Source organism: Acinetobacter sp. SH20PTE14, from assembly GCF_021391555.1.
GTDB classification, from domain to species: Bacteria; Pseudomonadota; Gammaproteobacteria; order Pseudomonadales; family Moraxellaceae; genus Acinetobacter; species Acinetobacter amyesii.
Genome location: NZ_CP090067.1, coordinates 1347038 through 1363943 on the forward strand (window position 1 = coordinate 1347038; position 16906 = coordinate 1363943).

At 40.7% G+C, this 16906-nt stretch carries 22 protein-coding genes; 6 read left to right on the forward strand and 16 right to left on the reverse strand.

The genetic code is table 11. The annotated features are described in order from the left end of the window. Nucleotides 1-3: 3 nt before the first annotated feature. Nucleotides 4-1323 carry an MFS transporter gene (locus LXF01_RS06570; protein WP_233945237.1) on the reverse strand — a complete coding sequence of 440 codons (1320 nt, stop codon included), beginning with the start codon at nucleotides 1321-1323 and terminating at the stop codon, nucleotides 4-6. A gap of 177 nt (nucleotides 1324-1500) precedes the next feature. On the opposite strand from LXF01_RS06570, the gene LXF01_RS06575 reads away from it, so the two are divergent. The 3 genes from LXF01_RS06575 to LXF01_RS06585 all read left to right on the forward strand — a co-directional run bounded on the left by LXF01_RS06575 (nucleotide 1501) and on the right by LXF01_RS06585 (nucleotide 10143). Next, nucleotides 1501-4242, forward strand: coding sequence for an autotransporter assembly complex protein TamA (locus LXF01_RS06575; RefSeq protein WP_233945238.1), 2742 nt, complete (start codon nucleotides 1501-1503; stop codon nucleotides 4240-4242). A gap of 21 nt (nucleotides 4243-4263) precedes the next feature. After that, complete coding sequence (locus LXF01_RS06580; protein WP_233945239.1) at nucleotides 4264-8784, forward strand: translocation/assembly module TamB domain-containing protein; 4521 nt, start codon at nucleotides 4264-4266, stop codon at nucleotides 8782-8784. 153 nt (nucleotides 8785-8937) lie between these two features. Continuing rightward, nucleotides 8938-10143 carry a tyrosine-type recombinase/integrase gene (locus LXF01_RS06585; protein WP_233945240.1) on the forward strand — a complete coding sequence of 402 codons (1206 nt, stop codon included), beginning with the start codon at nucleotides 8938-8940 and terminating at the stop codon, nucleotides 10141-10143. On the opposite strand, the gene LXF01_RS06590 is transcribed toward LXF01_RS06585, so the two are convergent. Genes LXF01_RS06590 through LXF01_RS06650 form a run of 13 tightly spaced genes read right to left on the reverse strand, consistent with a single transcriptional unit; the run spans nucleotide 10140 to nucleotide 14958 of the window. Further along, entirely contained in the window at nucleotides 10140-10406 is a 267-nt protein-coding gene (locus LXF01_RS06590) for a helix-turn-helix domain-containing protein (protein ID WP_233945241.1), read from the reverse strand. The two genes, LXF01_RS06585 and LXF01_RS06590, sit on opposite strands and share 4 nt — an antisense overlap. After that, nucleotides 10403-10717 carry a hypothetical protein gene (locus tag LXF01_RS06595; protein ID WP_233945242.1) on the reverse strand — a complete coding sequence of 105 codons (315 nt, stop codon included), beginning with the start codon at nucleotides 10715-10717 and terminating at the stop codon, nucleotides 10403-10405. Before LXF01_RS06595 ends, LXF01_RS06590 begins: the two co-directional genes overlap by 4 nt. Then, entirely contained in the window at nucleotides 10710-10961 is a 252-nt protein-coding gene (locus LXF01_RS06600; protein ID WP_233945243.1) for a hypothetical protein, read from the reverse strand. The genes LXF01_RS06595 and LXF01_RS06600 overlap by 8 nt, the downstream gene beginning before the upstream one ends. Continuing rightward, nucleotides 10954-11268, reverse strand: a complete 315-nt coding sequence (locus tag LXF01_RS06605; protein WP_233945244.1) for a hypothetical protein — start codon at nucleotides 11266-11268, stop codon at nucleotides 10954-10956. The genes LXF01_RS06600 and LXF01_RS06605 overlap by 8 nt, the downstream gene beginning before the upstream one ends. Then, nucleotides 11268-11582, reverse strand: a complete 315-nt coding sequence (locus tag LXF01_RS06610; RefSeq protein ID WP_233945245.1) for a hypothetical protein — start codon at nucleotides 11580-11582, stop codon at nucleotides 11268-11270. The genes LXF01_RS06605 and LXF01_RS06610 overlap by 1 nt, the downstream gene beginning before the upstream one ends. Continuing rightward, nucleotides 11582-11743 carry a hypothetical protein gene (locus LXF01_RS06615; RefSeq protein WP_233945246.1) on the reverse strand — a complete coding sequence of 54 codons (162 nt, stop codon included), beginning with the start codon at nucleotides 11741-11743 and terminating at the stop codon, nucleotides 11582-11584. Before LXF01_RS06615 ends, LXF01_RS06610 begins: the two co-directional genes overlap by 1 nt. After that, entirely contained in the window at nucleotides 11743-12060 is a 318-nt protein-coding gene (locus tag LXF01_RS06620; RefSeq protein ID WP_233945247.1) for a hypothetical protein, read from the reverse strand. The genes LXF01_RS06615 and LXF01_RS06620 overlap by 1 nt, the downstream gene beginning before the upstream one ends. After that, nucleotides 12053-12196, reverse strand: coding sequence for a hypothetical protein (locus LXF01_RS06625; RefSeq protein WP_233945248.1), 144 nt, complete (start codon nucleotides 12194-12196; stop codon nucleotides 12053-12055). The genes LXF01_RS06620 and LXF01_RS06625 overlap by 8 nt, the downstream gene beginning before the upstream one ends. Further along, nucleotides 12193-13176, reverse strand: a complete 984-nt coding sequence (locus LXF01_RS06630) for a recombinase RecT (protein ID WP_233945249.1) — start codon at nucleotides 13174-13176, stop codon at nucleotides 12193-12195. Before LXF01_RS06630 ends, LXF01_RS06625 begins: the two co-directional genes overlap by 4 nt. Before the next feature lie 23 nt (nucleotides 13177-13199). After that, nucleotides 13200-14180, reverse strand: coding sequence for a YqaJ viral recombinase family nuclease (locus tag LXF01_RS06635; protein ID WP_233945250.1), 981 nt, complete (start codon nucleotides 14178-14180; stop codon nucleotides 13200-13202). A gap of 1 nt (nucleotide 14181) precedes the next feature. After that, nucleotides 14182-14439 (reverse strand): hypothetical protein, encoded by a 258-nt coding sequence (locus LXF01_RS06640; protein ID WP_233945251.1) that lies wholly within the window; start codon nucleotides 14437-14439, stop codon nucleotides 14182-14184. Nucleotides 14440-14449: 10 nt separating this feature from the next. Further along, nucleotides 14450-14710, reverse strand: a complete 261-nt coding sequence (locus tag LXF01_RS06645; RefSeq protein ID WP_233945252.1) for a hypothetical protein — start codon at nucleotides 14708-14710, stop codon at nucleotides 14450-14452. Then, nucleotides 14707-14958, reverse strand: a complete 252-nt coding sequence (locus LXF01_RS06650) for a hypothetical protein (RefSeq protein WP_233945253.1) — start codon at nucleotides 14956-14958, stop codon at nucleotides 14707-14709. The genes LXF01_RS06645 and LXF01_RS06650 overlap by 4 nt, the downstream gene beginning before the upstream one ends. A 205-nt stretch (nucleotides 14959-15163) precedes the next feature. Between LXF01_RS06650 and LXF01_RS17525 the strand changes: the two genes are divergently transcribed. Further along, a complete protein-coding gene (locus tag LXF01_RS17525) occupies nucleotides 15164-15289 on the forward strand; it encodes a hypothetical protein (RefSeq protein WP_267967531.1) in 126 nt (41 codons plus the stop codon). On the opposite strand, the gene LXF01_RS06655 is transcribed toward LXF01_RS17525, so the two are convergent. Together LXF01_RS06655 and LXF01_RS06660 are read right to left on the reverse strand one after the other, a co-directional pair. Beyond that, nucleotides 15290-15514: a hypothetical protein gene (locus tag LXF01_RS06655; protein WP_233945254.1), complete on the reverse strand. Its 225-nt coding sequence runs from the start codon at nucleotides 15512-15514 to the stop codon at nucleotides 15290-15292. Nucleotides 15515-15603: 89 nt separating this feature from the next. Further along, the gene (locus LXF01_RS06660) at nucleotides 15604-16272 is read right to left on the reverse strand and encodes a LexA family protein (RefSeq protein ID WP_233945255.1); all 669 of its coding nucleotides are present in this window, start codon (nucleotides 16270-16272) and stop codon (nucleotides 15604-15606) included. A gap of 77 nt (nucleotides 16273-16349) precedes the next feature. On the opposite strand from LXF01_RS06660, the gene LXF01_RS06665 reads away from it, so the two are divergent. Next, complete coding sequence (locus tag LXF01_RS06665) at nucleotides 16350-16538, forward strand: Cro/CI family transcriptional regulator (RefSeq protein ID WP_180004867.1); 189 nt, start codon at nucleotides 16350-16352, stop codon at nucleotides 16536-16538. After that, complete coding sequence (locus LXF01_RS06670) at nucleotides 16535-16810, forward strand: hypothetical protein (RefSeq protein WP_078191951.1); 276 nt, start codon at nucleotides 16535-16537, stop codon at nucleotides 16808-16810. Before LXF01_RS06665 ends, LXF01_RS06670 begins: the two co-directional genes overlap by 4 nt. Nucleotides 16811-16906: the final 96 nt, after the last annotated feature.

The following is a 16906-nucleotide window of genomic DNA, read 5'->3' on the forward strand; positions in this document are numbered from 1 at the left end:
GGATTAATCCTCCAGAGAGACTTGCGTAGTTTGAAGCAAAGGTTTGATTCGTTTTAACAGCCAAATACAGAAAATGGCGCTAAGTACAGCAGTCGTGCAGAAAAGTATTTTAATATCAATCTGTAATATGCTCAAAATAATAATACAGAATAAAGCAGAAGATACCATAAATACCGCATTTAAAATGTTGTTTGCTGCAACTACACGGGCACGATGTGAGCGAGGCGAATAAGCTTGCATCATTGCATAGAGCGGAACGATGTAAAAACCACCACTAATACCCAATAAAGTCACGGCAATCATGACATGGTAATAGCTCCACCCTTGGTGAAATACTTCTGAAAGGGTAATAAGTGGGCCAGTTTGAGTCGGGACGAGGGTCAAACTAAACGCTAAATACAGTGCAAATACCGTTAAACCGACAGCACCGATGGGAACCATCTTAATATTGACTTGAGTGCCGCCCAATTTACGACAAAGCAATGAACCTACGCCCACACCGACAGAGAAAAAGGTCAATAGCAAGCTAACGACATTTTCAGAGGCATGTAGATTTTGCTGAGTCATTTGTGGAATTTGGGTGAGGTAGGTTGCACCATAAAACCAATACCATGAATTACCGAGTAAAATTGTGAAGACTAAAGGCAAGCTTTTAGCGTATTTGATGGTTTGATAACTTGTTCGAAAAAAATTCCAGTCGATCTTTAAATCTGGGGCAGTCACATTTTGCTTAAGGATAAAACGACTTGAGATATAACCCAAAATAGCAATGCTTAAGACTGTCAGGCTGATCCAAGTGAGATTGCCATTTGAAGATGCAATGACAGTTCCACCTAAAATCATACCGATCAAAATTGCCATGGATGTACCAGATTGGAATAAGGCATTTCCAGACATGAGTTCATTTGGCTTTAAAATTTCAGGCAAAATGGCATATTTGATTGGACCAAAGAAGGTGGAATGGATTCCCATCATAAAGAGTGCCAATAACAATAACCAAATATGTCCCGTAATGAAGCCCAAACTCCCAATCATCATGATGATAATTTCTAAAATTTTGATACCACGGATAAGTTGTGAACGTTCAAACCGATCTGCGATCTGTCCCGCTGTCGCTGAAAATATAAAGTAGGGTAAAATAAAAAGTAATTGAGCTAGATTTGTAAGCGTACTTACTTGAAATGCTTGCTGTTGAATTAGTCCATAAGTGATAACGAGTAGTAAAGCCTGTTTATAGACATTGTCATTGAGCGCCCCAAAAAATTGGGTCAAAAACATAGGCAGGAAACGGCGTGTACCTAGCAGATGTTCGTTGTTATTCATAAGCGTCTTGCTACATTAAGTTTTATTAAGAAATGTGAGTGATTGGTAAAATCTCTAAAAAAATCATGTAATATGTTTTTGAGTTTGGGGATGGCGAAAAACCAATAGATATAAGATCTTTAGCTCTACATCTGATTGACTAAGTCCATTACATAATGAAATTTGTTAGAGTTTGCTATGCCTGCAAAAATCAAGTTTAAAAAAACAATGCTTCATCACAGTATGGCTCACTGCATACGACAGCATCATAGCAATAAAAGTCTATATATGAGCATCTTTTTGACCTTGTGTGCTCAGCATAGTTTCGCCCAAACTCCCGCGGAAACTGTTCCAACCTCTGCAGATACAAAAGCAGAGATTGTTACTGAAATCAAGGATGAGGCTGTAAAGCAAGGGCTGTCGACGCCTGAAGCAATTGAAAAAATTGAAAATATAAATGAGCCGGAAGAATCTGTTGATAGCATGAAAATGCTGCAAGAACAGCAGCAAGCAGGAACACAACTACAAGAATTTAAACCCATTGAGTTTGAAGATTTAGAAAACTTACCCGTGACACCTGTTGATCAAAACATGGCGAATGAAATCTTCCAAGTTGCTGAAGAAGCCAAACGTCAGGCGCAGGAGTACCGTGCGACACAACAAACAGAAGTTGCTGTTGCGGACATTACCCAAAAAGAGTTAACGGAAATTAACCAAGCGCCAGTCAATATTGATCAGCTCATGAGTGAAATTCGCTCTGATAATGAAATTATTGCAACACAAAATGAAAATGCCAGTACGCTGCAAGAGCTGAATAATCCAACCGTGGAAGATGATGCAGAGCCGGGTATTTTTAAGCGCTTATTATATAAAGTACGTCCGCCACGTCAGATGAATACGGCAAAAGTGCCACGAATTAGTGCGGATGTTGAAATTACCTCAGCACATAATACCAGTCAGACTTCGAGTAAGGCTTACGGTGCGGCGCTGGAAGATCTCAAAGCCAATATTAAAGGCAAGCTTTCAAGTTTTACTCAAGAGTCTTTTAGCGATTTTCCATCGGCTTTGCCTCAATTACGCAGCTTGTCCAATCAAGCTGCACAAGCTGTGGGCTTCTATCAGTCTGAATTCAAATTTGAAAAAGTGTCTGACAGTAAAGTTCGTGTATTGGTTACACCAAATACGCCTGTGCAAATTCAAAAGCAAAATATTGAATTTTCAGGGGCTGGAGCAAATCAAGCTCAGTTTCAGGTGATTGGTGTGTTACCAGATCAGGAAGAAGGTGACATTCTTAATCATGGTGAATACGAAACGACGAAAGGCCGAATTAATGATGCAGCAACTAATAACGGTTATTTCGACTCGTACTGGCGTTTGCACGATGTAAGAGTGGCTCAACCACAAAATACTGCCGATATCAATTTGCGATTTGAAACGGGTGAGCGTTATAAGCTTGGCGAAGTCGAATTTCGAATGAGTGATCCTAATGCAGAGTTTCCATTGGATCGCGATATTTTAGAAAGTTTGGTGACGTGGAAAGACGGTGCTGACTATACTTTCTGGCGTGTGAATGGTTTGGCTAACAACCTGACCAACTCTCGCTATTTTAACTACACCTTAGTTGATGCGATTCGACCAGACCCAATTGAAAAGCCGCTTGAACTGCCACCAGATATTCAGACCTTGGTCGATCAAAATCAGTTGTCTGAAAGTTCACAAGTAGTGAAAGACAAAACGGAAGTGATGTCGAATAAGGAAGTCACGCAAAAAGTGGTTGATGAAGACCAATTTGCGGGGGTGAATGATGCAGAGCAATCCTCTAAATTACGCAGTTTGCAAGATACGCAAGATGCTAAACAAGCAGAACAAGAACGTTTAAAAGCGCAAGCACGTGAAGATAAAAAAGTCCCTGTGATCGTGACGCTGAATGCAGACAAGTTGAATAGTGCAGAAATTGGTGCAGGTTTTGGTACTGATACAGGCACACGTGTTCGTGGCCAGTATCGCCGTGCCATCGTGAATAAACGTGGTCATTCTTTTGACGCCAACATGGAAGTATCCAAAATCCGTCAATCGATTGATGGACGCTATAACATTCCATATAACCACCCATTAAATGACTATGTCAGCTTAGTCGGTGGTTATGAACGTGAAGAACGTGATGATGTCGGTCAAGGTGTTAATCTTTCCATTGAATCTGCTGTAGCGGGTGTGGACCGGATTATTAAAAACCCCCGTGGTAGTTGGCAGCATACCTTTGGTTTACGTTATCGTTTGGACCGTATTACTGATGACGGACTTAATCCTAGTGATGACATTCCAGATGCATTCTTGGTGAATACCAACAATGAACAACAGTCCTTGATGTTTGGCTATGAAATTTCTCGAACCGACTCAGATAAACGTGTGAATCCGAGTAAAGGGATCAAGCAAACCTATAAAGTTGAAGTCGGAAGTGAAAGCTTACTTTCAGATGTTGATATGGCTATCTTGAATGCGGGCTGGCGCTTTATTTATTCGTTGGGTGAAAATGATAATCACCAAGTCGTTGGGCGCAGTGATTTAGGTTATATTCTGACAGAGAACTTTGATAAAGTTCCTTATAACTTACGCTACTTTACCGGTGGTGACCAAACCATTCGCGGCTTTGACTATAAGAGTTTAGCGGCCGAAGAAAATGGCTATAAAATTGGTGGTCAAGTCTTGGCAACGGGTTCATTAGAATACAACTACCAATTTAAAGAAGGCTGGCGTGCTGCGGTCTTTAGTGACTTTGGTAATGCGTACGATAAAGACTTTAATACACCGACTGCATATAGCGCAGGTGTGGGGATACGTTGGGCTTCTCCAATTGGCCCAATTCGTTTAGATGTCGCTACCGGACTTTCTGACGACAGCAAACCAATTCGTTTACATTTCTTTATTGGTTCACAATTATAATTTTTAGGTGATGTGTTTTTTATGACTGAACAAGAACAGCAAGAACCAGAAAACGAAACGCCGGTAGAGCAACTGCCGAAGAAGCGTCGTATTCTTCGAAGTGTCATTTTGACCTTCGTGTTCGTGCTTATCTTTTTGGTGGCTGCATTGGCGGTCATGTTCTCTACAGACAAAGGCAGTAAGTTTTTACTTGACCGTGTTCTGGAACGTCAGCAAATCATTCACTATGAATATGAAGGTGGTAACCTGTGGCGGGGCATTATTCTACGAAATGTCCTCGTTACGCTAAAACCTGTCGATGTAAAAATTGACCGTGCCGATATTACACTCGGTTGGCGCGCCATTATTAATAAAGAAATTCATTTAAATAAAGCAGATGTTAAAAATCTGCAAATTATTACCAAGACCCCACCTAGCGATAAACCTTTTGTATTTAGTGAAATCCGTTTGCCGTTCGTACTTCGTGTCGATCATGCAGATTTAGATCATATGTTGATTAAAACCCATAGTTCAGGTGTGGATTTTTATGACATTGAATTAAATGAAGCGCTTTGGTCAGGGACGGAATTAAAATTCGAAGATACCCGTATGGATATGGGCTATTTATCTGTGCGTCAAGCTTCGGGAAATATGAAATTTGAAGGCAAATATCCGCTAAATGCTGTGGGCATTGTCAATTTACCTTCACTACGTGAAAGCTTGAACATTCATGATATTCAAGTGGTAGCTAAAGGATCTCTTGATACGATTCAAGCTGGTGTGGCAACCCATACCCCAGATCTTCTAACTGGTTGGGCTGTGGTCCATCCGATGCGTCCACATGTCCCGATGTTTGGTGCACTCAAATTTAAAAACTATCATTTACCTTTACTGACGGAGCAAAAGCTTTTTGCTAAAAATGGTCTGGCAAAATTCAAAGGGGATATTCAGCGTCTCAATTTAGATTTAGACACGGACCTGAGCGGTGCCAATATCCCTGAAGGTAAATATACCGCGCTCATGAGTACGGACTTGGTCAACCAACTTGATATTACTAACCTAAATGGTCAAGTGATGGGCGGCTCTGTCAACTTGGGTGGCGTGGTGAGTTGGAAAGATCAGGTCACTTGGGATGTAAGTGGTCGTTTAGATAAAATTAATCCAAAACATAAGCTGATCCCGCAGGTGGTTCAAGATTTTCTACCTGTGAGTTTAAATAGTAATATTGCGTCCAAAGGGACCCTTGAAAAAGGCATGCACCTGACGGCGTTGGTGGATTTTGATCAATATGAAACTTGGAATTTAAAACTCGATCAAGCGCCTGCTAAAAATAATAAAGCTCAGCCGATGCTGATGGATGTGTCTTGGAAAAATATAGACCGTGCAGTGCCATATGTTGGATGGTTGAGTAGTGATTCGGGCAATGTGCAATTGGCGCTTACAGAAGGTCAGCAGAACATTAATGTGGCGACCACAGTGTCACGACATGAAAAAGGTGCTCTGCCTGCTGGACAATATCAAGCCAAATTGAATCTGAAAAATAACAATCTCAATGTCCCTGCCTTTAGTTATGTGGCCGACAAAGGTCAGCTCAAAGGTAACGCAGTTGTAGAATTGCCTGATCAAAAACGTATGCTGAAATGGCAAGCCAATGTACAAGCACAGCAGTTCAATCCGCAAACCATCGTAGCTGCTGCGCCTGTCGATCAAATTACAGGGTCATTAAAAGCCAATGGTTATGCAAAACCAAATCAACAGATTATTCAGCTGAATAATATTGATTTGTTAGGCCGACTAGCACAGCAAAATGAAACAGTTCATTTAACAGGTCAATCTACTGCTGCGCTGACTTTCCATGATGAGAAACAAGGTGGAGGCTTTAAAGCTTTTGCTGTGAATTATGATGGTGGCCTTAATGCAAGCCAAGTTGCTGCAAGTAAAGGCAGTTTGATTTTCAAAGTATCGGGTACACCTGAATTAATTAAAATAGCCGAGCTGCGTCATGATGGCGTGGCAGGTAAAATTTCTGCCAATGGACAAGTTTTACTACAAAAAGCCATTGGTTGGGATATCAATGCATCACTGGTGCATTTTAAGCCGCATTATTTTGCCTCAAATGTACGGGGTGAATTATCTGGAAATTTAAAAACCAGTGGTGTGTGGTCAGATGCGCTAAAACGTATTCAAATTGAACGTCTGAATTTGGCAGGTATGATCAATAACAAACCTGTCCGTGGTCAAGGTAACTTGGCGATGGTGATTAATTCAAATCAATCTGGCTTTATGCCAAAACAGTTTGAAGCGAATAATTTACTGTTGGCTTATGCCAATAACCAAATTCAAGCCACTGGTAATGCACAAAATTTACAATTGAAAATTAATGCACCAGCGTTATATGAAGTTTATGCAGGCCTACGTGGACGTGCTTATGGCTACTTAAATGTTCAAGCACAGCCACGACTGCAAGCATCTGCCAATATCGCAATAGATGATTTTGCATTTAATAATTTATTCAGTGTGAAAAAAATACGGGTGCAAGGCGAGTTGCCAACTTCTGCGACTTCACCAAGTTTATTAACGGCAACGATGGATAATTTACGCAGTAACAACCGTGAGATTGTGAAAGGTCAAATTTCACTGGCCGGTACACGTAATGCGCATTTATTAAAAGTCAGTGCTGAAAATAAATTATCAAAATTTTATGTGCAGTTAGCTGGTGGTTTTAACGCACAAAATAATTGGCTTGGTCAGATTCAAAAAGGCGATTTTGACTCCTTGCGTACACGTCTTGTGCAGCGTCAAAATGCATCGATTATTTACAACACTGCACAGTCTGACTTATTTGTTGGCGCGCATTGTTGGATGAGTCAGCAAAGTGAATTATGTTTTGATCAGCCGATTCGTGTGAATAAAAACCGCGGCAATGTATCTTTTGTGACAAAAAACCTAGACCTAAACGACTTCGCAGCATTTATGCCTGAAGGCCTGGCGATTACGGGTAAAGTGAATGGTTATGCGAAAGCGTCTTGGGCGAAAGGTGCAAAACCTAAAATTGATGCACGATTAGTGACTCGTGACGGTTTACTCGGTTTAGCAGCGGAAGACCCACAGTATTTAGCATCCACTTTAAAATATGATGAAGTAGGTTTGATTGCGAAAAGTGTCGCTGAAGGGCTACAAATTCGACTCGATACCAAAGCTCCTGATATTGGTACAGGTTATGCCAATATTATTATTGATCCGTATAAAGCCAATAAACCGATCCGCGGTGAAGTGGCCTTTAACCAAGTTCAATTGAAAATCTTAAAACCATTTATACAAGATGTCCGTTCAATGGGCGGCACGTTGTCTTATGCGGCAAAAATTAGCGGAACATTGTCTCAGCCTTTAATGGATGGTGAGATTCGAGTGAAAAATGGCTCGATTAGCATGATTTCATTACCTGTGAACTTGACCAATATTCAGTTGTATTCTGCTGTACGTCAAAACCACGCGACGATTGATGGTGCATTTAATAGTGGTCGTGGTGTGGGCAAATTAAACGGAAATATTGACTGGAAAAATGATCCACGTATCCAGTTGAATTTAACGGGTAATGAAATGTTGGTCCGTCAAGCGCCATTGATCACTGCTGTTGTAACGCCTGATTTATCTTTAGATGTGCTGCCTTTTAGTAAGAAATTAACCCTAAAAGGTAAAATTGATGTGCCGCGCGCATTAATTTCGATGCCAGAATCGTCTGCAACAGTGGTTGGGGTATCTTCAGATGTGCGTGTGGTACATGAAGGTGATAACCAACTTGAAATCTTAAAATCGGCACGTCCTTGGGATATTCGCGCTGACGTACAGGTAAATATTGGTAATCAAGTTATTTTCCAAGGTTTTGATAGCCGAATTCCGTTGATTGGTCGTTTGAATTTGACACAACGTGGATTAGAAACAGCAATGCGTGCCAATGGTGCAATCGGTGTTTCTCAGCGTGTGAAAATTGAAGCTTATGGTCAAAGTCTGGACTTGAACCGTGCGATTGCCCGTTTTAATGGACCATTGGCGAACCCTACTTTAGATATCGATGCCAATAAAGCCGTGCAAGGCAGTACTGTTGGTGTTCGTGTGACAGGTACAGCATCAAGCCCTGCAATTCAGGTGTATAACGATGCAGGTCTATCTGAACAAGAAGCCTTAAATGCCTTAATTACAGGTCGTATCAATGAAGGAAGTTCAGGTTTAAGTCAGGCGGAAGGTTTCCGTTCTGATGTGAACAACACGATTGCTGCAGCCGGTATTAGTATGGGCTTGGGTGGTACACGTGCATTGACCAATCAAATTGGTCGTACATTTGGTCTGAGTGGTTTGGCATTAGATGCTCAAGGAACAGGAGATGATACTCAGGTTTCTGTGACGGGTTATATCACACCTGACTTATTCATTCGTTATGGTGTCGGGGTATTTACACCAGTGAATAAACTGACCTTACGTTATCAAATGAATCAACGTTTGTACTTGGAAGCGAGTCAGTCTTTAGAGCGTGCAATCGACTTGTTCTATAACTGGCGCTTCTAGTAGTCAGAAAGTACAGGGTGATTTAAGTTGTTGTTATATATTAATTTATTATACATCACGTCTACACTAAAAAATAACGTGTAGACTATATGTAGACTGTTGAGTAATTTCAGGCTTAAAATGCAAGTGTCGAATTTGTAAATTAAGCTTGAAATGAAACTCAACAAATCTAATGTTGATGCTATTGCATTGACTGAAAAAGGGCAAGCCATCTATCGTGACTCAGATTTGATTGGTTTTGCAGTCCGAGCTACAACAAAAAGCAAATCTTATATTGTCGAGCGGAGACATGCCGGGAAGCTATTCCGTGTGACGCTAGGCAAGACTAATGAGATTACACCTGCAGAAGCCAGAAAAAAGGCTCAGTCCATTTTGGCTGATATTGCTAATGGTGTTTTTGAGAAAAAGAAAGATGCCTTAAATAATGAGATCACATTAAGTCAGGCGTTCGACCTGTACTTAAAGCAAAGAAAATTAAAACCGCTTTCTGTGAATACCTACAATCACTGCATTAATACCTTTCTTTCAGACTGGAAAGAACGGCCTATATTTGAAATCAATAAAAAGGATGTATTTGACCGGTTCATTAAGTTGACCGAATATAGCCCCACTCAAGCCAACCTTACTTTAAAAATGCTTGGGTCCATCTGGCGCTTCGCCCAAATCCATTGCTCAACTGATGAAAATCCCATTCTCAAACAAAACCCGGTTGATGTGATTCCTGCAAAACGTGGCTGGAATAAAACTAAAGCACGTACACGCCATCTGGATGAAAGTAATATCTATACTTTTTATAATGCAGTCTTGAATTATTTCACTGAGCGTTCTTTATATGAGGACGCATCCAAGAATGCCACACGAGATCTGGTGCTATTCATCATGTATACCGGGTGCCGCAGAAATGAAGCACAAACCCTGAAGTGGGAAAATGTAGATATTGAGAAGGGCTTATTTGTCTTTAAGGATCCAAAGAACGGTGATGACCACTTATTACCAATGGGTGATCATCTTTTTGAGATTATCAAACAGCGTTATGAGCTGCGAAGAAATGACTATGTTTTCCCGGGCTCCAATATGACTTCAGATGCAAAGCATATTGCAGGCGCTCAAGGCTTGTTAAGAACGATAGGCGAGCAAACAGGTATTGAAATTTCACTGCACGATTTGCGTCGAACTTTTGCGACAATCTGCAATAATTTGGACTATGGTCCATACACCATTAAGCGACTTTTAAACCATCGCTCTGGTGCTAAAAACGATGTGACTGGTGGTTATGTGCAGGTATCACTCAAGAAATTACGGCTTGCAATGAATGACATTGAAGCCGTGTATCAGGGTAAGCTCAACTGCTTCGACTAAGAGGCAAGTTGGGCTGTATTCATTACGGTTTGTCGCTCTTGGTAGGCCAGCACATCCGACTTCTTGTAAGTTACACATCGGCCTACCTTTGTATAAGGAATGCCACCACCTACACAGCGCAAGCGCTGCAAGGTATGAATGGAGCAGGAGAGGTATATTGCTACATCTTCCTGCGGAAATAACTGTTGATCTGATGCAGCAAGGAAGCGATCTAAGCGCATATCTTTGTCTTGCTGTGACATTTCATTTAGCTTAATTTTCATGACACCTCCTTCAAACTTTCCACAACATTTCTAGGCAACCCACTCAAATAACAACTAAACAAGTGATATAGCTCATCCGCATTCATTTCATTTACTTCGATCATTCCGCCTGTGCCATTCACTACACGTTGACGAGACCAACCGCGCATATTGAAAGTAAACTCATTGTCGTAATCGACTGCATTAACAATCGCATTAAACAGTTCAACCTCCTGTGTATCCCAATTTTCAAAGTAGGGCATATCTTTAGATGTGAGGTTGTCAATTTGGAGCTGAGCGAATTGAGGTTTTGTTAATTGAATTTCAGTCATTTTGATCCACCTTAACTTGAACAACACCACCACAAGAAAAATGTGCATTGCTGGTCATATCTTTCGCGCCATCATCTTTCCAGGTGAAGCTATCGAACACAGCGTCAACCACAGGGATTTCAAAAGCTACCATTTGAGCATGCATCAACTTTAGGCCATCTTTTAACTCATCCAAGCAATCATCAATTCGATCCACAGGGATGTTTAGTAGATCCTTTAGACTTGTAATTTTGTATTCAGTCATTGGTTGGCTCCTGAATTTCATATTCACCATTCGCCCAACCATCTTCATAATCAACATCAGGTGGTGAGACCATTTTCGCCACACCTTTAACATCGCTAAAATTTAGATTGTTCGCAGCCCAATCATGAATTTCATATTCATCTTCTTCAAAAAGTGGAGAGGTGTCTTCATTTAAGCTTTCGGCAATTGACACATTGTCTTTTTCCGCAAAATACTTAGCACGATGCTCCGCAATAAAGCGAACAGGGACCGCCCATTTGCTTCCATCTTCCATAACCACAACGTAATTTTTAGTTAAAATACCCATTAGTCTTGCTCCTGTGCTTCGATCACTGCCTCATACGCTTGTTTTGCCTCATCAATTGATAAGTAAACAGAGTTGCCGTGTTGATCTTCACCTAGTGCCACCGACCATGACATTTTTATAAGTGTCTTCTCATTGGGTTGTATTGGCACCAAAACAAACCCTTCCGGCACCGCTTGGGCTTTGGCTAATTCATCAAACATACGCTCAACGATTTCAGTAAAGGTGCAGCCTTCCATATTGTGATCAGCACCAAATTTGCAAAGTTTATTAATCGTTCTTAAGCCTTCGATTTCAATTTTTTCTGGATTTTCCATCACACCACCTTTGAGTATTTTTTATAGTCTTTAGCAAAAGACCAAGCCATAGGTTTCTTTCCAAACCCCAACAACTGCTCGCCATTCTGGACTTTAATATGTCTAATTTGATGGACTGAATTATTGTTGATATTTACAGCTAACTGACCAACCTTAAACATCACGCCACCTTCGCTAAATTATTTATCATCACAGCCTTGCGATACTTGCTCGCCATAGCTAAATGCAAATCCTGAATAAAACCTTTCCCATTATTGAAATACTGCTTTAGAAAAATCTCATAACGCTGGGATAGGTATTCGTCCAATTCGTAAAACTCTTTAATTTCGTGACGCCCGAAAGGAATCACGCTGCGTTTCACACCATCGCTAAATTGCTTTTTTACAATCATGGCGTTTTTCTTGAGTTCGATTTTGTGACCGCCACGATCTAGCCATTCTAAAAACGCTGCAGAAACCGAGTTTGCAAGTCTAGCCATGTCGATACCCCCAACTATTCACGAAATCCTGAATGCAATCCTCAATCCCAAATAGATTGATATTGCGGTAAGTTTTAACCCGACCGTTGTGCTGAATTAACAGCACTCGGGTGATTGCAGAATATTGATAGCTCATGGAGTTAGTGCTGCCTCTTGAGCATCGTAAGCACTACTGATCTGGTTGATTTGAGCCTCTGTCATTTGTGCGGTAAATGGCTCAAAGCGAGACTGCATTAGCTCATTTAGTTGATCTAAATCTGAGGCATTATTGATTTCAGAAATAACCGACTGTACAGAGGAATCAGGGAATGCTTCCGAGAGTTCAGCTTTGCGTGACTTATAAACGGAGTTAATCGTGGATTTGGCAGGCTCACCCAAATTTGCAGGAATTGTGTTGGCAATAGCCTTCAAATCATCCAATGATTGAGCTGTTTCAATAGCATCAAGACAAGCTTGAACATCAAAATCAACTTCAACAGCAGTAGATTCAACAGCTTGCTTTTTTGCCATCCGAGCTTTTAAAGCTGATGAACCACTATTGGATTTTGGCGCATTTACTTCTGATGAGGCTGGGGTGATATCGATCTCCTTATCTTTTTCCTCCTCAGCAATTGCCATGCCTTTTAGAACATCAGGGAAAATATCTCGCAAAGCGTAAGATCGTGCACGTAGCTTCAACATGCGTTTAGGGTATTGAGTCCATGGGCCTTGTTTACCTGATAATCCTGCTTTTTTCGCATCCTCCATAGTGAAGATCGACACCGCAGGTTCTTCGTTTTTACGCTTAACAGTACAGGTCGCTTTTGTACCATCTTCCGAGATTTCTTCACGAATAAAATCAAGTAGACCTGAGCTACGCACAAGTGCAAGCATTGCATCACCCCAGATAGAAGGGCGACCATTGATGACGGCAATATTTTGCATAGCCTGTAAAGGTTGTAATCCAATTTCAGCACCCCATTGCATAGCAACAAGAATGTTGCCAGGCTTGCGCTGATAATCTTTTGGCACAATATCCGAACCAGCAAGCAGATCCGCAATCTGCATAGCTTCCTGCAAGTTGGTTGGCGTTAAGAAATTCACACTTGCGGTTGGCACTTTAACGATTGAGTTCATTTTTTATTCCTTATAAATACTGGTTAAGACACACGTAAAACACGAGTGCTTGAAGTCTTCACAAATTGTTCGTAAATTTTTGGATGAGCTGCTTTCAGTGCTTTGCTATCCAGTGTGTTGCGCTCTTGGTACTTGAAAGTTGCCAGACGCTTTTCTTCTTGAATAATCATTTCCGCATCTTCCATGCGGCTGCAGATTTTTAGCTTCAGAGCATCCAGCTCTTTATCAGCGTCCTTAATGGTTTTGTTAAGGTCTTTATATTCAGCAATGGTTTCTACTAAATCATCATCAGCAGTTAAGGCTTGGTCAGCATTGTGATGTGACCAACGGTGCAACACATCATCGAAAGTTGTAGGGGCAGGCGGCATGTCTGCTTGCACATGCTCAAACCAAAACTTTGAGCACTCTTCCTGAAGCATTGCAAATAACTCTTCATCAAAATCAATCTGGTAGCTTCGAAATTTTTGCCCACCAATCAGCACACCTAGGCCACATAGGGTTGCGCCCGTATTTCCCATGTACCACTGACACTGAGTCAGGTAATAATCTGGTACTTGCTCGGATTGTTCATCACCCCAAAGCTTTGCCAAATATTGGTTTGCAGTCTTACACTCAAGAATACGATCAGTTGTAAGCTTGCCGTCTTTAATGCGTACATTGCCCGAGATTTCAGGGTTAATGATGGCGCGGTCAATATTGGCAATCATCCAGTCGTGTTCAGGATTTTTAATCGTGGCATTCACACGCTGGATCTTCACACCGTTTCGCTTTGCGTATTCCTTAGCTACAATATCTTCAAGTTGGTTGCCCCAGTAAGCAGGCTCACTTTCAGAATCATCCAAGTCAGCACGATTGGTCTTATCTAGCCATAACTGGTACGGAGACTTGTATTTGCTTAATCCAAGAATTGCAGCAACATCAGAACCACCAATACCAAGGCGACGAGAAGCAAGCCATTCTTGACGAGCGTTTTCAATTTCCTTCACATTAACTTGTGTGTTCATATCAATCCCCTTGGTACGCGCCAAGCACGTTTTTACGTGGGTAAATAGGTGAGGGTTTAATTTGTACAGTGTTTCTAACCACTGGTTTTTGATTAATGCGAGAAGCCCAACTTGCTACGTTTGCGTCTTCGTACAGGTCAACCCAAGTACCATTAACTAATTTTTGATTTGGCTTTGTGTCGCTACGAAAGAGACAAATCTGCCCATCTTGCAAAATGTGATGTGTTGCCAGAAGAGTGGGTTTAAGGTGTGCATTCATACTGATACCCCTAACCATTAACCGAGATGCGGAGAGATTCTTTACATTCGGCTGATTTCTCTTTTAACGCGCCATAAATCTTCTTTGCCGTCTCAACATCACCACACACCAAATTGAAAGGAATATCAAAACAGTGCCATTTACCAGGCTGAACATTTTGAGCACTTGCCTGATGGTTATCACCCATGAAGTCAGCAATCTCCTGAGGGAACTTAATTCCGAGTCTTAATTCAATTTCTGCAACACTTAGATTTCCAAGAAGGATGCTCATTTGACACCTCCCTTAATCGCAGCAACAGCCTGACGATCCATTTGTTCCGCATGCTTATAAAAAGCCATTAACGCCAATCCAAAGAAGATTGAAATAAGCAGGGCGATAGCGAAGAAATCACCAATGCGTTTTTTAGCTTTAGAAGGCTTCATTTCTTCAGCGGTAGGGTGTTGATAAAGACGCGCAGATGTTTGGCTTTTGTTAGAAGCAAACTCTGGTGTATTGCTATGTGAAAATTGTTGTTCCATAATGACCTCGCAAGTTGCAAAGCACATCAGTAGGTAAGAGGATTGATGTGCTTTTTTAATGTCTGTGAGATAAATATAAGAAAACTTAGTTTTATAGTCAATAGTTTTTATAAGAAATCTTATATTAATTCTTTGGAAACTTATTTTTGTGTTTTAATAGACAAAAGAAAACCCACCGCTGGGGTGGGTTCAATGGAGTTTCACCATGTTAGATCATAATGAAAAACTAAAACTTGTGATTGAGTTTATTCAGTCTGGCATCAAAGATGCTGATGCAATTATCTTTAATATCAACAAAATTGAGAAAGAGCTTTTTGAGAAAAAGAATTAATTATTCCCCTAGAAGCTTATCAATATCAACATTCTTATAATCAACAACCTTGTAGCATTGATTATAGAGCTTAAGAAAATACTCTCTAGGATTTTTCTGCTTTTGCTCATCCAGATTGTAATAAGATTCGGATTGAGAAATTTTTTCCATTAAATCAAAAGCAATTCTTTCAATCGAATTGTCTTTAATTTCAATTGGTTTGCTTATTTCCATTCTGTCTACCATTTACCTCTCCGCCCGATCTGTTCTTAAGGACTGCGTCGGGTTCGCAGTTTCAATAAACCCCAAGCACCCTCATGCTTGGGTGAATTGTCTTAATTCATTCTTGTTCTACGCTTAGCGCGATATGTATAGCGAATACAATCAACAACCTGACCAACAAAATGACAGTCCTCATCTAGAGGAATAATATTGGGTTGAAAGTTTGGATTTAGTGCTTGAAGGTATCGAGATCCATCAGTCTCAATTACCAATTTCTTAAATGTAGCGTCTTCAAGTCTTCTTACAACAATCATGTCTCCAGATTGCATATCATTGTAATAAACATCAGGATCAACAAGAATATAGTCACCTTCAAGGAAATCAGGATTGTTACTAATACCTTGAACTTTTAAGTAAAAACAATTTGTACATTCTTCAGGAAGTGGAAGCCATTCCTCTACTTGAGACATATCAACAGCTTGAACACTGGTGAATACGCCAGCCTGCACCCATGAAAGTACTGGGGCCATCTTTGACACAACAGGTGTTACATTTCCAAAAGTGCTACAAGGCTCGCCTTTACCGGTAAGAATGTACTCAGTAGAAACACCTAATTCATTTGCTATTGCATCAAGTGAAGCTGCTTTAGGTAAATAACTATCCTTTTCCCATTCCGTGACAGCAGGCGAACTTACACCTGCAATCTTAGCTAATTGCGCTTGAGTTAATTTTTTTGAGCGTCTAAGCGCACGTATACGCTGACCAATAGTTTGATTTTCCATATAAGTTATCTTACATATTGCTTTTATAAGTTTTCTTTGATTAAATACTAAGAAATCTTATTTTTAAGGTGTGCGAAATGACCAGACAAGAAGCTTTTGAGCTACTTGGCGTTAATGGTGTTGAGTTGGCTGAAATGCTTGGAATCAAGCCGCCAGCTGTTTACCAATGGCCAGAAAATAAAATACCACTTGCACGTGAATATCAGATTCGCGACTTAGCAAGCGGAAAAGTTCCACTTAAGCGCCAAACAGAGGTGTGCTTATGAGTCTTGATAAAAAATCTACACATGTTCGCTTGTCTCCTGAGAACCATGAACGTGCAAAGGTTCTCTCAAATATCAAAGGAAAAGATCTTGCACAGTACCTTGCTTATTTACTTGAGAAAGAAATAGCAGGTGAGTGGCATGTACTTAATTTACAAGCAAAATCATTCGAGCGCTTGGGAGTATCAGCTTTGTTGCGGGATTTAAGTACTGAGGTTCAATTCCACGAGGGATCGGAAGGGATTTGTAGGGATTTAGGCAAAGAAAAAGCCTGATGGTCTAGATCAGGCTTTTAGTAATTCAAATAACAGGAGTCATTGAATATGAAATCTAATTTAGCACAACAGCCCCAATGGGGCAAATGTCTAAGC

Excerpts from the sequence above, each read along its gene's own strand:
- LXF01_RS06570 (WP_233945237.1), bottom strand. The coding sequence starts at position 1,323 with ATGAATAACAACGAACATCTGCTAGGTACACGCCGTTTCCTGCCTATG.
- LXF01_RS06575 (WP_233945238.1), top strand. The coding sequence starts at position 1,501 with ATGCCTGCAAAAATCAAGTTTAAAAAAACAATGCTTCATCACAGTATG.
- LXF01_RS06580 (WP_233945239.1), top strand. The coding sequence starts at position 4,264 with ATGACTGAACAAGAACAGCAAGAACCAGAAAACGAAACGCCGGTAGAG.
- LXF01_RS06585 (WP_233945240.1), top strand. The coding sequence starts at position 8,938 with ATGAAACTCAACAAATCTAATGTTGATGCTATTGCATTGACTGAAAAA.
- LXF01_RS06590 (WP_233945241.1), bottom strand. The coding sequence starts at position 10,406 with ATGAAAATTAAGCTAAATGAAATGTCACAGCAAGACAAAGATATGCGC.
- LXF01_RS06595 (WP_233945242.1), bottom strand. The coding sequence starts at position 10,717 with ATGACTGAAATTCAATTAACAAAACCTCAATTCGCTCAGCTCCAAATT.
- LXF01_RS06600 (WP_233945243.1), bottom strand. The coding sequence starts at position 10,961 with ATGACTGAATACAAAATTACAAGTCTAAAGGATCTACTAAACATCCCT.
- LXF01_RS06605 (WP_233945244.1), bottom strand. The coding sequence starts at position 11,268 with ATGGGTATTTTAACTAAAAATTACGTTGTGGTTATGGAAGATGGAAGC.
- LXF01_RS06610 (WP_233945245.1), bottom strand. The coding sequence starts at position 11,582 with ATGGAAAATCCAGAAAAAATTGAAATCGAAGGCTTAAGAACGATTAAT.
- LXF01_RS06615 (WP_233945246.1), bottom strand. The coding sequence starts at position 11,743 with ATGTTTAAGGTTGGTCAGTTAGCTGTAAATATCAACAATAATTCAGTC.
- LXF01_RS06620 (WP_233945247.1), bottom strand. The coding sequence starts at position 12,060 with ATGGCTAGACTTGCAAACTCGGTTTCTGCAGCGTTTTTAGAATGGCTA.
- LXF01_RS06625 (WP_233945248.1), bottom strand. The coding sequence starts at position 12,196 with ATGAGCTATCAATATTCTGCAATCACCCGAGTGCTGTTAATTCAGCAC.
- LXF01_RS06630 (WP_233945249.1), bottom strand. The coding sequence starts at position 13,176 with ATGAACTCAATCGTTAAAGTGCCAACCGCAAGTGTGAATTTCTTAACG.
- LXF01_RS06635 (WP_233945250.1), bottom strand. The coding sequence starts at position 14,180 with ATGAACACACAAGTTAATGTGAAGGAAATTGAAAACGCTCGTCAAGAA.
- LXF01_RS06640 (WP_233945251.1), bottom strand. The coding sequence starts at position 14,439 with ATGAATGCACACCTTAAACCCACTCTTCTGGCAACACATCACATTTTG.
- LXF01_RS06645 (WP_233945252.1), bottom strand. The coding sequence starts at position 14,710 with ATGAGCATCCTTCTTGGAAATCTAAGTGTTGCAGAAATTGAATTAAGA.
- LXF01_RS06650 (WP_233945253.1), bottom strand. The coding sequence starts at position 14,958 with ATGGAACAACAATTTTCACATAGCAATACACCAGAGTTTGCTTCTAAC.
- LXF01_RS17525 (WP_267967531.1), top strand. The coding sequence starts at position 15,164 with ATGTTAGATCATAATGAAAAACTAAAACTTGTGATTGAGTTTATTCAG.
- LXF01_RS06655 (WP_233945254.1), bottom strand. The coding sequence starts at position 15,514 with ATGGTAGACAGAATGGAAATAAGCAAACCAATTGAAATTAAAGACAAT.
- LXF01_RS06660 (WP_233945255.1), bottom strand. The coding sequence starts at position 16,272 with ATGGAAAATCAAACTATTGGTCAGCGTATACGTGCGCTTAGACGCTCA.
- LXF01_RS06665 (WP_180004867.1), top strand. The coding sequence starts at position 16,350 with ATGACCAGACAAGAAGCTTTTGAGCTACTTGGCGTTAATGGTGTTGAG.
- LXF01_RS06670 (WP_078191951.1), top strand. The coding sequence starts at position 16,535 with ATGAGTCTTGATAAAAAATCTACACATGTTCGCTTGTCTCCTGAGAAC.